Source organism: Endozoicomonas sp. G2_2 (assembly GCF_017744135.1).
Taxonomy (GTDB): domain Bacteria; phylum Pseudomonadota; class Gammaproteobacteria; order Nevskiales; family Salinisphaeraceae; genus Salinisphaera.
This window is the reverse complement of record NZ_JAGHQU010000003.1, coordinates 64,258-77,950: the sequence shown is the minus strand read 5'-3', so window position 1 is coordinate 77,950 and position 13,693 is coordinate 64,258. Positions and strand designations below refer to the sequence as shown.

The 13,693-nt window shown below is 65.2% G+C and carries 11 protein-coding genes; 7 read left to right on the top strand and 4 right to left on the bottom strand.

Annotation, left to right across the window (positions count from 1 at the left end; translation table 11 throughout):
* The first annotated feature begins 35 nt into the window (after window positions 1-35).
* The 3 genes from moaA to J7355_RS04395 all read left to right on the top strand — a co-directional run bounded on the left by moaA (window position 36) and on the right by J7355_RS04395 (window position 3,240).
* A complete protein-coding gene (gene moaA, locus J7355_RS04405; protein ID WP_209060287.1) occupies window positions 36-1,064 on the top strand; it encodes a GTP 3',8-cyclase MoaA in 1,029 nt (342 codons plus the stop codon).
* Between the two features lie 6 nt (window positions 1,065-1,070).
* Entirely contained in the window at window positions 1,071-1,544 is a 474-nt protein-coding gene (ybaK, locus tag J7355_RS04400) for a Cys-tRNA(Pro) deacylase (RefSeq protein ID WP_209060286.1), read from the top strand.
* Between the two features lie 265 nt (window positions 1,545-1,809).
* Window positions 1,810-3,240 carry a sodium:glutamate symporter gene (locus J7355_RS04395; RefSeq protein ID WP_209060284.1) on the top strand — a complete coding sequence of 477 codons (1,431 nt, stop codon included), beginning with the start codon at window positions 1,810-1,812 and terminating at the stop codon, window positions 3,238-3,240.
* Window positions 3,241-4,116: 876 nt separating this feature from the next.
* Here the strand turns inward: J7355_RS04395 and ligD (J7355_RS04390) are convergent.
* Genes ligD (J7355_RS04390) through J7355_RS04380 form a run of 3 tightly spaced genes read right to left on the bottom strand, consistent with a single transcriptional unit; the run spans window position 4,117 to window position 6,618 of the window.
* Window positions 4,117-4,989 (bottom strand): non-homologous end-joining DNA ligase, encoded by an 873-nt coding sequence (ligD, locus tag J7355_RS04390; protein WP_209060281.1) that lies wholly within the window; start codon window positions 4,987-4,989, stop codon window positions 4,117-4,119.
* Window positions 4,986-5,993 (bottom strand): non-homologous end-joining DNA ligase, encoded by a 1,008-nt coding sequence (gene ligD / locus J7355_RS04385; RefSeq protein WP_209060279.1) that lies wholly within the window; start codon window positions 5,991-5,993, stop codon window positions 4,986-4,988. The genes ligD (J7355_RS04390) and ligD (J7355_RS04385) overlap by 4 nt, the downstream gene beginning before the upstream one ends.
* Window positions 5,986-6,618, bottom strand: coding sequence for a DNA polymerase ligase N-terminal domain-containing protein (locus J7355_RS04380; protein ID WP_209060272.1), 633 nt, complete (start codon window positions 6,616-6,618; stop codon window positions 5,986-5,988). Before J7355_RS04380 ends, ligD (J7355_RS04385) begins: the two co-directional genes overlap by 8 nt.
* 182 nt (window positions 6,619-6,800) lie before the next feature.
* Between J7355_RS04380 and J7355_RS04375 the strand changes: the two genes are divergently transcribed.
* Together J7355_RS04375 and J7355_RS04370 are read left to right on the top strand one after the other, a co-directional pair.
* A complete protein-coding gene (locus J7355_RS04375) occupies window positions 6,801-7,244 on the top strand; it encodes a nucleoside deaminase (protein WP_209060271.1) in 444 nt (147 codons plus the stop codon).
* A gap of 220 nt (window positions 7,245-7,464) precedes the next feature.
* Entirely contained in the window at window positions 7,465-8,472 is a 1,008-nt protein-coding gene (locus J7355_RS04370) for a glycosyltransferase (protein WP_209060269.1), read from the top strand.
* Between the two features lie 10 nt (window positions 8,473-8,482).
* Here J7355_RS04370 and J7355_RS04365 read toward each other — a convergent pair whose 3' ends face one another.
* Window positions 8,483-10,567, bottom strand: coding sequence for an ATP-dependent helicase (locus tag J7355_RS04365; RefSeq protein WP_209060267.1), 2,085 nt, complete (start codon window positions 10,565-10,567; stop codon window positions 8,483-8,485).
* Between the two features lie 157 nt (window positions 10,568-10,724).
* Here J7355_RS04365 and J7355_RS04360 point away from each other — a divergent pair, with 157 nt between their 5' ends.
* A complete protein-coding gene (locus J7355_RS04360; protein WP_247739776.1) occupies window positions 10,725-12,422 on the top strand; it encodes a methyl-accepting chemotaxis protein in 1,698 nt (565 codons plus the stop codon).
* A 46-nt stretch (window positions 12,423-12,468) separates the two neighbouring features.
* Complete coding sequence (locus J7355_RS04355) at window positions 12,469-13,659, top strand: amino acid aminotransferase (RefSeq protein WP_209060265.1); 1,191 nt, start codon at window positions 12,469-12,471, stop codon at window positions 13,657-13,659.
* Window positions 13,660-13,693 lie beyond the last annotated feature (34 nt).

The following is a 13,693-nucleotide window of genomic DNA, read 5'->3' as shown; positions in this document are numbered from 1 at the left end:
CTATTGCTTTCGCGACCCGCGAACCCGATCGACCGATGACCGCCGTCACCGACACCTTCGCGCGCCCGCTGCAGGATCTGCGGATCTCGCTAACGGACCGCTGCAACTTCCGCTGCACCTACTGCATGCCGCGGGAGCTGTTCGGCAGCGAACACCTGTTCCTGCCGCGCCGCGAACTGCTGGACTTCGACGAGATCGAGCGCCTGGCGCGCATCGCCGCGAGCCTGGGCGTGCGCAAACTGCGCCTGACCGGCGGCGAGCCGCTGCTGCGCCGCGATATCGACGTGCTCATCGCGCGCCTGGCCGCGATCGACGGCATCGACGATATCTGCCTGACCACGAACGGCTCGCTGCTCACCGAAAAACGCGCCCGCGAACTCAAGGCCGCCGGCGTGAACCGCGTGACGCTCAGCCTGGACGCCATCGACGACGACGTATTCAAGGCGATCAACGATGTCGGCTACCCGGCGTCGAAAGTGCTTACCGCCATCGACAACGCCAAGGCTGCCGGGCTGACGCCCGTGAAGGTCAACTGCGTGATTCAGCGCGGCGTCAACGAAGACCAGATCCTGCCGATGGTCGAGCATTTCCGCCATTCGGACGTGGTGCTGCGCTTCATCGAGTTCATGGACGTGGGCACCTCCAACGGCTGGCGCATGGAAGAAGTGGTCACCGCGCGCGAGATCGTCGAGACCGTGCGCACACGCCACGCCATCAGCCGCCTGCCGGCGACCGTGGCCGGCGAAACTGCCAACCGCTGGACCTTCGCCGACGGCGCCGGCGAGATCGGCATTATCGCCTCTGTTTCCCAACCCTTCTGCGGCGGCTGCAGCCGCGCGCGGCTTTCCGCCATCGGCGAGCTCTACACCTGCCTGTTCGGCGTCCACGGCCGTGACCTGCGCACGCCACTGCGCGAAGGGGCCACCGACGATGAACTGCGCGACCTGCTCGCCGGCATCTGGCAGGCACGCGACGACCGCTACTCCGAACGCCGCGGCGAGGAAACCGCCCGCCGCAACGGCGACGCCGACGGCAAGGTCGAGATGTCGTATATCGGTGGTTAGCGGAACGTGACCCCCGCAACCCGCCTGCTCGACCAGCACGCCGTCGACTATCGCCTGCACTCCTACGAACACACCACCGCGAATAGCGATTACGGCATCGATGCCTCGGAACAGCTCGGTGTCGCGCCCGAGCAGGTGTTCAAGACGCTGGTCGCCGAGCTGGACAGCCACGCGCTGGTGGTGGCGATCGTGCCGGTGTCTTCGCGGCTGCACATGAAAAGCCTGGCGAATGCGGCGGGCGCCAAGAAGGCGTTCATGGCGGATCGTGCGCGGGTCGAAAAGACCACGGGCTATGTGCTTGGCGGCGTCAGCCCGCTGGGCCAGAAAAAGGCGCTGCCCACGTTCATCGACAAATCCGCGCAGGCATTCGACACGATCTTCGTCAGCGGCGGCCGGCGCGGCCTGGAAATCGAGCTGGGGCCGGATGATCTGTCTGCGCTGACCAGCGCCCGTTTCGCCAACCTCGGCGAGCACGCCTGATCGATGCAACGCGGCCGCGGCATCGCGCCCGCGGCATGGAAAATGCGTAACCCCTGAACACCCCACGCTCGGGCAGCCAATTGCTGTCGGGGTTCTCAATCGCACTCAGAACAGGCTTACTGTAGGGGTACGCGGGGGGATCGCATACGACGAACAATAGTCGGGTCGTTATAACGCCCGTCGAACAGCCCTCGATGCTGGATCGGCGGCTTGTCACACGACGGATCTCGTCCCGGGCGGCCGAGACACCGAATTGGGGTAGATTATGAGCGCCGACCAGATTGGTTTTTCCCTGCTCATGCTGGCCGTACTGCTGTACGCCGGCAAATGGGTCCGCATGAACTGGCGACCCGCGCAGCAATTGTTCCTGCCGGCATCGATCCTTGCCGGCGGCATCGGCCTGATCCTGGGCCCCGGCGTACTCGGCGCGGTCATGCGCCTTGTCGGCGGCGACAACGCGCCCATGGCACAAGGCGCTATTCCGGAATCCATGCTGGATATCTGGAGCGAGCTGCCCGGCCTTCTGATCAATGTGGTATTCGCCACCCTGCTGCTCGGCGTGCCGCTGCCGAAATGGAAGCGTGTATGGAGCCTTGCCGGGCCGCAGCTGGCTTTTGGCGTGACGCTGGGCGCCGGCCAGTACGTGATCGGCATCCTCATCGCCGCGCTGATCCTCGCGCCGTTCTTCGGTGTGCCGCTGATGGCAGGCGCGCTGATCGAGATCGGCTTCGAGGGCGGCCACGGTACGGCAGCCGGCCTGCAGGGCACCTTCGCGGATCTGGGCTTCGAAGACGGTGCGGATCTGGCGGTCGGCATGGCGACCGTGGGCGTGATCTCGGGCATCGTGTTCGGCATCATCCTGATCAACTGGGGTGTACGCTCGGGCAAGAGCGCCGTGCTGGATAAAAGCGTGGACAGCATCCCGCACCACCAGCGTCGCGGCCTCGTGGCCGAAGACGAGCGCCCGATGTCGGCCGGCAGCATGACGGTCCGTTCGGAGTCGATCGAACCGCTGACGCTGCATTTCGCCTTCATCGCCATGGCGATTCTCGTGGGTATCGGCATTCTCGAAGCCATGACCTGGATCGAGAGCGTGACCTGGGGCGCGGGCGACGACGGCATCGAACTGCTCGGCGCGGTGCCGCTGTTTCCGCTGGCGATGATCGGCGGCCTGATCGTGCAGCAGATTCTCACGCGCTTCGACAAGCACAACCTGCTCGATCGCGAACTGATGGTCCGTATCCAGGGCTTTGCGCTGGACCTGCTCATCGGCGCGGCGATCGCCAGCCTGTCGCTGACCGTGATCGCCGACAACTTCGTGCCCTTCCTGCTGCTGGGCGTTGCGGGTATCGCCTGGAACGTGGGCATGTTCCTGTGGCTGGCGCCGCGCATCATCCCCAAATACTGGTTCGAGCGCGGCATTGGCGATATCGGCCAGTCCATGGGCGTGACCGCGACCGGGCTCATCCTCATGAAGATCGCCGACCCGGACAACAAGACCCCTGCCTACGAGGCCTTCGGCTACAAGCAGATGGTGTTCGAGCCGTTCTTCGGCGGCGGGCTCATCACCGGCCTTGCGCTACCCGTGATCTACAACTTCGGGCCATGGCCGCTGTTCGGCGTGATGCTGGCACTCATGGTGCTGGGTATTGGTTCCGGGCTGTTCTACTTCGGGCGGTTGAAACAGGAGTACTGACGGCCACAGGCGGGCGCGGCGGCATGGTGTCGCCGCGCTCCGCGCGATGTTGGCAAACGTCGATTCCTGATACGGGATCCTAGTCAAGAGTCGTTGGCCAGCGTGCGCTCAAAACCCGCGTGTCTGACGACTACCGGCTGAAATCACGATTTCTGAATCAACGATAAAGGCCTCCCCAGCTTGGGGTTTCGCACTGATGTGCGAGCCACTTTTATTTGCTCGCCCAAATAAAAGTAGCCAAAACAAAAGGCGCCCTGTCTTGCGCCGACACTGCGCATCGGTGCCCTGCGCGGCTCCGGCCGAAAGAGGACAGCCGAAAACTCGCCGCGCTGCGCCCAAGGGGACCCAATACAGGCAAGCTCGCTGTCGCTCGCGCAAGGTCGCGCTTTTTGTGCCGAATTAGGCGTGCGCCTAATCCGACGAGAACAGAGCCGGACGCTACGTGGCCACTAGCCAGGTGAAGTAACTCTCCCTATAGGCCTGGCGTTTGTATTCAGGCCCGTTGCACGGCGACGGAGACACGGAGTGGCGACGGGTGTCCGGCGCACTGCGCCGGTGCGTACAGCATGTCTGAGGATCGCCAAAGCGATCCGAGTTCTGTACGCATCCCGTCGCCGCTGCGTGTCGGAGTAAACCGGCGCGAAGCGCCGGCGCTGTGCCCGGGTGTCTTTTTCTTTGCTTACTTTCTTTTGGACAAGCCAAAGAAAGTCAGTCGCACAGCAGTGCGAAACCAAAGGTCCGACAAACTCGTGAGTCCACCCGAACTCGCGAGCGTACAAAAGACTCAAGCGCAAACCACCGAGGCCCTTGAATCAACACCTCCGGAGCAAAGACGTCGCTCGTTGCGCGAGCCGACGGCCACCCCAAAACCGGCCGCTATTCATCCAGCCGCCGAATAGCCGCCGCCAGACTCTGCCGATGCCTATCGATATCGGCCCAGGGACACTCGCGCTGGGCCAGCCGGCGAAAGATATTGCCCAGATGAAACCGCCGCGGGCCGATCTTCGCATCACCGAGTTCATCCCAATCCAGCGGCGTTGCGACCGGTGCACCGGGCTTTGCGCGCAGCGAATACGGCGCGATGCCGGTCTGCGCATAAGCATTGCGACGAATATCCAGATACAACCGCCCACGCCGCTTGTCCTTGCGATGCGCGGTGGTGAAATCGCGGGGGTGCTGCGCGACAAGCTGTTCGGCGACGCGCGCGGCGAAGTCGCGCACGCACTCGAAATCGTGCCGACGTTCCAGCGGAACGGTGACATGGAGGCCGGACGAGCCGGTTGTCATCACGAATGCTTCCAATCCGAGCTGGCCGAGATGGGCGCGCACAGCGCGCGCGGCCCGCACCACCACGGCGAAATCGTCGCCCGGCGGGTCGAGATCGAAGATCAGCCGGTCGGGGCGATACGGCTTGTCGGCGCGCGACAGCCAGACATGGAAGGCGACCGTGCCCTGGTCGACCAACCAGGCCACGGTGTCGGCATCGGCCGCCAGCGCGTGGGTGATACGGCCGTCCTCCTTGTCCACGGTCACGCGCTCGACCCAGTCGGGATAATGCTCCGCGACGCTTTTCTGGATGAAGTTCACGCCGTCGATACCGTCGGGAAAACGGTGCAGGGTCAGTGGCCGGTTCTCGACGTGGGGCAGCATCTGCGGCGCGACGCGGCGGTAGTAAGCCACCAGATCGGCTTTAGTGTAGCCGGCATCGGGAAAGAAGACCTTGTCGGCGTTATCGATCTCGATGCTCATGCCCCGGGCTCCTCGCGAACCACATCCTCGGCATTCTTGTCGTCGCGCTCGCCGAGATAGCTGGGATGACGCAAGCGCCCGTCGGCAGTCCATTCTGTAAAGGCGAATTCGCCGACCCGTTCGGGCGTGACCCAGTGGACGCCGCGTGTGTCGGAAGGCGGATCGACGAACGGCGGCGTCTTGCGTTCGATGCGCTTGAGCACGTGGTGCAGCCGGGTGAGTTCTGTGTCGTCGAAGCCGGTGCCCACGCGCCCGGCGTAGCGCAGCACATCGTTTTCGTAGTAGCCCACAAGCAGCGCGCCAAAGCCTTTGCGATCGCCTTGGGGATCGGTGAACCCTCCGATGACCAGTTCCTGACCCTGACTGCATTTAAGCTTGAGCCAGCGCTTCGAGCGCCCGCTGCGATACGGGCTGTCGGCCTGCTTCGCGAGAATCCCCTCCCAACCCTTGCGGCGCGCCCGGTCGAGACAGTCCTCGCCGCAAGCGTTGCGGTGCGTGGTGTAGCGCAAGGGGTCGCGGAAAACGAATTCCCGCTGCAGCAGCTGTTTGCGTTCGCGCAGCGGCACGCGCCGCAGATCGAGCCCGTCCAGCCAGGGGCAGTCGAAGATGTACAAATGGATTGCGACGCCACTCGCCCGCGCTTCATCCGGATCACTGATGCCCGAACGCTGCTGCAGGCGCGCAAAACTGGTCACCTGTCCATCGAAGGCGACCACCTCGCCGTCCGCCACGAAACGGCGGTGCGGCTGGGCAGTGAGATGCTCGACCAGTTCCGGAAAATGATCGGTCCGGGCCCGGCCATTGCGGGTCAGCAATTCGACATGATCGCCGTCGCGAAAGACCAACAGGCGAATGCCGTCGAGCTTTCGCTCGAAGATCCAGGCGTCATCGTTGAACGGTGTGTCGGCCAGAGTCGCCAGCATGGGCTCGAAATGCTGCGGCATGCGCGTTTCACGCGCGGCATCGATCACGTGCTCGGGCAGCGATGACAGCCAGTCAGCCATCGTCGCGCCCGCCCTCGCCGGAATCGTCGCGGGCAATCTGTGCCACGCTGCGGCCACTGAGCACGGAATCGGGCTCGGTGTTGACCGGATTGCGGCGCGCGTCGGCCGCCGCGTCGTCCATCTTGACCAGCAGCCATTGGCGTTTGCCGCGTTCGCTGCGGAAATGGGTCAACGAATAGCCGCCGGCGAGTTTCTCGCCCTTCAGCACGACGCTTATGTGGCCGTCCTCGAAACAGGCGGCGAGGCTTTTCTCGATGGCGCCGTTGTCGTCGCGCCCGGCGTTTTCGAAAGTGCCCTTGTCCCAGACCAGCACCGTGCCGCCGCCGTACTGGTCGTCGGGAATCCGGCCCTCGAAATCCGCATAGTCGAGCGGGTGATCCTCGGTTTCGACGGCGAGGCGCTTTTCGCGCGGGTCGGTGGAAGGCCCCTTCGGCACCGCCCATGATTTGAGCACGCCGTCGATCTCCAACCGGAAATCGTAGTGCAGCGTCGACGCATCGTGTTTCTGGATCACGAAGATCGGCGCGCGGCCGCCGCGACGCGCTGTCTGGCGGCCGCTCGGCTCCGGGCTGCGATCGCTGTTGCGCCGGGCGCGATAGCGTTTGAGCTTGTCGTCGCGGGTCATGGCTTGTGGGCTCCGGCGTACGGCCACGCGCTGTCTGAATATCGCTCGTGTCTTTGTAGCCCGATCGCGACCGCAATGCCTACCCCGGATAACTACCGAGGCGGCACGACATATGCACCGGCCAATATGTCGATGCGGGCGCGAACGCCTTAGACTCGGGCTTTTATATCGCGGGAATATCGATGGACGACGAACGATTCATGGCCGAGGCCGTGGCCCAGGCCCGCAAAGGGCGCGACGAAGGCGGCGTGCCCATTGGCTGCGTACTGGTCAAGGACGGCGCGATCGTCGGCGCGGGCCACAACCGCCGCGTCCAGAACGACAGCGCGATCCTGCATGCCGAGATGGATGCGCTCGAGACCACGGGTCGTCGGCCCGGCGCCTTCTACAAGGACGTGACGCTCTACACCACGCTCTCGCCCTGCGCGATGTGCAGCGGCGCGATCCTCCTCTATGGCATACCCCACGTGGTGATCGGAGAGAACGCGAGCTTCATGGGCGAGGAAGCGCTGCTCGCCGAGCGCGGCGTCAGCGTTCGCGTACTCGACGACCCGGCCTGTCGGACGCTGATGGAGACATTCGTCGCCGAGCGCCCGGATCTCTGGCATGAAGATATCGGGCGTTGAAAAGACGACGATCACAAAATCGCGCATGATTTATTGGTCGCCGCATAAAATTTACGTTAAAACCATCGTCATGATTCGTTAGCGCGCGGACCGCATTCCATTTCAGCAACTTGCAAATACGGCAAGTCGAACGACGGAGGGGTAACAATCGTTTCCGAAGACGAAATCTTCGCGAATCGATGCATTTTCGTCATCGTCCTTTAAGAAAGGGAACACATTCTTGAACCCGTGGTCTGACAAGACAGACGTGTTCAAGGAAAACCCCGTGCCCGACAACGAAAATACGACAAGCGCCGGCCTGTTCCAGCGCACATGGCAGGCGCCGGAGTCGATCAGCCTCATCGTGTCGTCCTACAACCAGCCGCGCGCGCTCGAACTCACGCTGCGCGCGATTGCCGAGCAGACGGTACGGCCCGACGAGATGCTGATCGCCGACGACGGCTCGACCGACGATACCTTCGCGCTCATCGACGCCATGGGCCGACTCGAGGGCCTGCCACCAATCCGCGTGCATACCCAGGCCGATCGCGGATTCCGCAAGACGGTTGCGCTCAACAGTGCCATTCTCGCCAGCCGCGGCCAGCAGCTGCTGTTTCTGGACGGCGACGTGATGCCGCCGCCCGACTGGGTTGCGCGACACCGCCAGGCCTACCGCCCGATGGGCTATGCCGTAGGCGACTACGCCCGCCTGACCACGGCACAGAGTCGCACGCTATTCGCCATGCGTCGCCAGAGCCTGCGATGCCGGGCCGCGGTCGAAGCCTTTGCCGCCGAGCACACGCGCCGGCTTTTCTGGCGCCACAGCAAGGCCTGCTTTCATATCGCCTGCCGCAAGCCGACCCGCCCGCGCCTGCTCGGCGGCAACTTCTCCGTCGACCGCGGTCTGCTGTTCGGCGTGAACGGGTTCGACGAGCGCTTTGCCGGCACCGGCGGCGAGGATTCGAACCTGCGCAATCGCCTCAACCGCTACGGCGGGCGGCCCACAAGCCTCGTGCGCAGCGCGGTGGGCATTCACCTGAATCCGCGTCTCGACATGCCGGACTACCAGCGCAATCGCGCCAGCTATCTGCACAGCCCATTGCGCCACGAGACCCGGGACCGACGAGCGCAGCTGGGGCTGGCCGAGCGCATGAATCCCGGCGCAACCCAGAACCCGGTCGCCCGGCCCGTAGGAGGCCACGACAGCCGCAAGACCGGCGGCGGTCGCTGGGCGGCGCGACCGGCCTGAACCGCCGCCCCTACTGCCAGAGCGCGCGGGCACCGGCCGCGAGATCGACACGCGGGCCGGCGGCGAGCACCCCGGACGCGCACGCGCGCGCCGGCACGCTGGCGTCGGTGACCGCGTCGAAACATCGCATCACGGCCGGGGTCAGAAAGCGGCTCGTCGCACCGTAGACATGGCGGTCGCCGTGGCGGTGCTGTTCGGTCACGTAGTAGCGCAGCGGCGAGACCACATCGAGCGCGTTCTTCGCGCGCGTGAAGGCCACATACATCAGCCGGCGCTCCTCATCGAGCGCGGCGTCGCTGTCCGCCGAGTATTCGCTGGGGAAGGTGCCGTCGGCCACGTGCAATAGATAGACGCTGTCCCATTCGCGCCCCTTCGCACTGTGCACTGTCGAGAGCACGAGATAATCCTCGTCGAGCTCGGCGTCGTCGTTGTGATCGCCGGTCGCGGACGGCGGGTCCAGCGTCAGGTCGGTGAGAAATGCAGCACGGTCGGCGTGCTGGCCGCCCATGCGCACGAGGTCGTCGATATCGCCGGCGCGCGCCGTGGTCGGCGGCTCGAAGCGTTCGTCCAGTGTCGTCTTGTACCAGCGCGCCAGCGGTTCGATTCCGGCCGGCCAATCCGCCGCGGCGGCCTCCGCCAGCTGCCCGGCGAGCGCCTGCCACATGGTGCGATCGCCGCGACCGGGCCTAAACGTCGCCAGTGCGGACAGCGAATCGTTATGCGCCTGCAGGTGTTCGAACGCCTGGCGGGCGGTGCCCGGCCCGATCCCCGGCACGAGCTGGAAAACGCGGTGCGCGGCGATCTCGTTGCGCGGATTCTCGGCCAGGCGCAGCAGCGCCAGCAGATCCTTCACATGGGCGGCTTCGAGAAACTTCAGGCCGCCATACTTGCGAAACGGGATATCGCGACGGATCAGCTCGATCTCGACGTCGTTGGCGTGGTGGGCGTTGCGAAACAATACGGCCTGCTGCTTGAGCTCGACCCCGGTTTCGCGCCGTTCGAGCACCTGTTCGACGACGTAGCGGGCCTCGTCGACGCTGTCGCGCACGGTGACATGGCGCGGCCTGATGCCCGTGCCGCGGGTGCCGAACAGATCCTTGCGATACCCCGCACTCGCCTCGCCGATCAGGGCATTGGCCGCATCCAGAATCGCGTTCGTGGATCGGTAATTCCGCGCCAGCGTGACGGTACGACACCCCGGGTAATCGTTGGCGAAACCAAGGATGTTGGCCACCTCGGCCGCCCGGAAACCGTAGATCGCCTGGGCGTCGTCCCCCACCACGCACAGGCCGCGTCCTTCCGGGCAGAGGCGCTTGAGAATGGCGGCCTGTAACAGATTCGTGTCCTGGTACTCGTCGACCAGAACCTGGTCGAACCGGCCCGCGACCTGCTCGGCCAGCGCGTTGCTTTCCAGCATCATCGCCCAGAACAGCAACAGGTCGTCGTAGTCTAGCGCGCTTTGCGCCAGCTTGCGTTCGGTATAGGCCGCGAACAGCTGCTTGAGCGCGTCGTGATGCGGCTCGCACCAGGGATAACGCGTCGCCAGAACGCGCGCGAGCGTGTCGCGCCGATTGACCACCTGCGAGTAGATGCCCAGACAGGTGTCCTTGCGCGGAAAGCGGGTCTTGCCGCGGCCGAGATCCAGCGCCTGGCGGCAGACGTCGAGCAGGTCGGCGGCATCGCCGCGATCCAGGATCGAGAACTGACTGTCGAGCCCCACCTGTTCGGCATGCTCGCGCAGCAGCCGCGCGCCAATGGCGTGAAACGTACCGGCCCAGGGCAGCGTCACACCGTGGCGCTGGCCTTTGCCCGCGCCCGCGCGTGCCGTCATTGCTGCTTCCACCACGCCGTTCGCGCGCCGGCTCATCTCGTCGGCGGCGCGCCGCGAAAAGGTCAGCAGCAGAATCCGGCGCGGATCCACGCCGGACAGGATCAGATGCGCGGCGCGATGCGACAGGGCCTGGGTCTTACCGCTGCCCGCGCCCGCGATCACCAGTAGCGGGTCGGCATCGAAACGCCCGTCGATGGTCACCCCGTGGGTCACGGCTTCGCGCTGGGCTTCGTTGAGATCTTCGAGGTAGGCGGCGTCGGACATGGCGCGAGCCTAGCCGCCCCGGTGGGTCAGATCGTGACCCGGCCACCGAATCGTGGGCGCGAGCCGCGTCGCCCAGGCCGCGTCTGGCCATGTCGTCGTTGCTCAAGTTCCGCGCTGCCACCGCCGATGGTTGCCGTATCCGTCGGGAGGATTCGTCATGCAACGCTGGATCGGACTGCTGCTGTCGCTTGTTTTCGTGCTCGCCGCACTCGCCGTCGCGCGTTATGTCGATAACGCATGGGCGATCTATGCGGTTATCGCGCTCGGCCTGCTGGCGGGGCTGAGTTTCGACCGCCTCGGGCGTATCCACGCCAGCGACGAATCCGGTCTTGCGCGAATCGGCACATTCGGCCTCTCGGCGTCGGCCCGGGACTATCTCTCGCTGCGGCGCATGGCGCATCGGCTGGTGCGACGCGGCGGGCACACGGCCATTGCCTCGGCGGAGGTCTCCCAACATGCGGACCGCCTTGCCGGCCGGCTGACGGAACAGGACGCAATCGTGCGCGATGCGGTCTCGCGCATGGAATCGATCACCGCGGCGATCGAACAGGTATCGGCCAGCGCGAGCCAGGTCTCGGAACTGGCCAGCCGCTCGCGCGGCGCCAGTCAGAACAGCCGCGACGCCCTCGAGCACGTGATCGTCGAGATGTCGGCACTGGCCCAGCGGTCCGAAGAAGCCCTCGAAATGCTGGAAACGCTGAGCAAAAAGACCGACAGCGTGCGCAGCGTCACGGGATTGATCGAGGAAATCGCCGAACAGACCAACCTGCTGTCGCTCAACGCCTCCATCGAGGCGGCACGCGCCGGCGAACACGGCCGCGGCTTCGCGGTGGTGGCCGGCGAAGTGCGGGGGCTGGCGCGGCGCACCGCCGATGCCACAAAGCAGGTCGAATCCCTCGTCGAGGAAATTGGCGCCAGCAGCCAGAAGGTGGTCGACAACATCGGTCATCTCATGCGCCGGGTGAGCGAACGCGCAAGCGAGGTGGAATCGGTCGGCGCGCAGCTCACCACCATGAGTGAGGACTTCGACACCGTCGATACCGAGATCGCCGGCATCGCCGATGCCATGCACGACACCCGCGGCCACGGCCGGCAGGTTGTCCAGACGCTGGGCACGCTGCAGGCGCATATCGTCGACGGCAATCGCGACATGCACGCGCTGGCCGAGCAGGCACAGTCGCTCATGGGCGCAGCAGAAGCGGTCGAGGGCGAACTCGCCCAGCAGCGCCTCGACAGCCGCCACCAGCAGGTCTATATCCAGGCCCGCCAGGCCGCGGATGCGATCGGCAAGCTGTTCGAGCGCGCGATCAAGAACGGCGAATTGACCGAATCCGGCCTGTTCGACGGCCGTTACGAACCCATCGACGGCACCAATCCACCCAAATACCGCACCGCCTACGACAGCTTCACCGATCGCCATCTGCCGGCGATTCAGGAGCCGATCCTCGAAACACTTCAGGCGGCGTACGTGATGGCCTGCGACCAGCGCGGCTATATCCCGACCCACAACCGGCACTGCAGCCAGACGTTAACCGGCGACTACGAAACCGATCTCAAGCACAGTCGCCACAAGCGGATCTTCGACGACGCCACCGGCTCGCGTTGCGGCGCGCATACCCAGGCGCTGCTCGTGCAGACCTACAAGCGCGATACCGGCGAAGTGATGCACGACCTGTCGGTGCCGATCTTCATTGGCGGGCGCCACTGGGGCGGGGTGCGCATCGGTTACAAACCCGAGCACGTGGCGGCACCCGCCGATGCCGCACCGCAGACGTCGGCCGAAGCGCCAGCCGCGGCGCCCGTTCCGGCATTCGGCAGCGCCCTGTCGCAGGGGTTAAACTACGCCACGAAGTAAGCGCCCGTGTCCCGCGGGCGCGGCGAAACACGAGGAATGCGACAGGATGTTCGAATCGATTGAGCGAGTCCCCGGCGATGCCATTCTCGGGCTGATCGAGGCCTTCAAGAACGACAGCAACCCGAACAAGGTCGATCTCGGCGTCGGCGTCTATCGCGACGAAGCCGGCATCACGCCGGTCATGCGCGCGGTCAAGGAAGCCGAGAAGCTGCTCATCGAGAACGAAAAGACCAAGGCCTATATCGGCTCGCACGGCGATCCGGAATACGGCAGCCACGTCCTGCGCACGGTGTTCGGCGCCGACAGCCAGGTGCTGGCCGATAACCGCGCGAGCGCGACCCAGTCGCCGGGCGGCACCGGCGCGCTGCGTCTGGCCGCGGACTTCATCAAGTCCAACCTGCCCGGCAAGTCGATCTGGCTGTCCGACCCGACCTGGCCGAACCATCTCGGCGTGTTCGGTGCGGCCGGGCTGAATATCGAAAAGTATCCCTATGTCGATGCCGACAACCGGCTCGACTTCGACGGCATGCTCGGCGCGCTCAAGCAGATTCCGGAAGGTGACGTCGTGCTGCTGCACGCCTGCTGTCACAATCCCACCGGCTTCGATCTGTCCAAGGACCAGTGGCAGCAGGTGCTGGCCGTGGTCCAGGAACGCCAGCTGCTGCCGCTCGTGGACTTCGCCTACCAGGGCTTCGGCGACGGCCTCGACGAAGACGCCTATGGCGTGCGTCTGCTGGCGAACACGCTCGACGAGATGATCGTCACTCAGTCCTGCTCGAAAAACTTCGGCATCTATCGCGAACGCACCGGCTGCTTCATCGCCGTTGCCAAGGACGCCGACGACATGGAAGACGTGCGCTCGCAGCTGGCGATCACCGCGCGCGAGAACTATTCCAACCCGCCGGCCCACGGCAGCGCCATCGTCGCCACCATCTTCAACTCCGACGAACTCACCGCCCTGTGGCACAAAGAGCTCGACGAGATGCGCGGGCGCATCAACGGCCTGCGCAGCGACTTCGTCAAGGCGCTGGCCCCGCACGGGCTCGACGAGCGCTTCGCCCATGTCGCCGAGCAGCGCGGCATGTTCTCGTTCACCGGCCTCAAGCCGGAACACGTCGAAGCCCTGCGCGACAAGCACAGCATCTACATGGTCAAGTCGGGCCGCGCCAACGTCGCCGGCCTGAGCGGCGACAACCTCGACTATGTCTGCAACGCCATCGCGGACGTGGTGAAGTAAACCAGCGATCCGCCCTCGGGATTCGGCGGCAGCG

Excerpts from the sequence above, each read along its gene's own strand:
- moaA (WP_209060287.1), top strand. The coding sequence starts at position 36 with ATGACCGCCGTCACCGACACCTTCGCGCGCCCGCTGCAGGATCTGCGG.
- J7355_RS04395 (WP_209060284.1), top strand. The coding sequence starts at position 1,810 with ATGAGCGCCGACCAGATTGGTTTTTCCCTGCTCATGCTGGCCGTACTG.
- ligD (WP_209060281.1), bottom strand. The coding sequence starts at position 4,989 with ATGAGCATCGAGATCGATAACGCCGACAAGGTCTTCTTTCCCGATGCC.
- ligD (WP_209060279.1), bottom strand. The coding sequence starts at position 5,993 with ATGGCTGACTGGCTGTCATCGCTGCCCGAGCACGTGATCGATGCCGCG.
- J7355_RS04380 (WP_209060272.1), bottom strand. The coding sequence starts at position 6,618 with ATGACCCGCGACGACAAGCTCAAACGCTATCGCGCCCGGCGCAACAGC.
- J7355_RS04375 (WP_209060271.1), top strand. The coding sequence starts at position 6,801 with ATGGACGACGAACGATTCATGGCCGAGGCCGTGGCCCAGGCCCGCAAA.
- J7355_RS04365 (WP_209060267.1), bottom strand. The coding sequence starts at position 10,567 with ATGTCCGACGCCGCCTACCTCGAAGATCTCAACGAAGCCCAGCGCGAA.
- J7355_RS04360 (WP_247739776.1), top strand. The coding sequence starts at position 10,725 with ATGCAACGCTGGATCGGACTGCTGCTGTCGCTTGTTTTCGTGCTCGCC.
- J7355_RS04355 (WP_209060265.1), top strand. The coding sequence starts at position 12,469 with ATGTTCGAATCGATTGAGCGAGTCCCCGGCGATGCCATTCTCGGGCTG.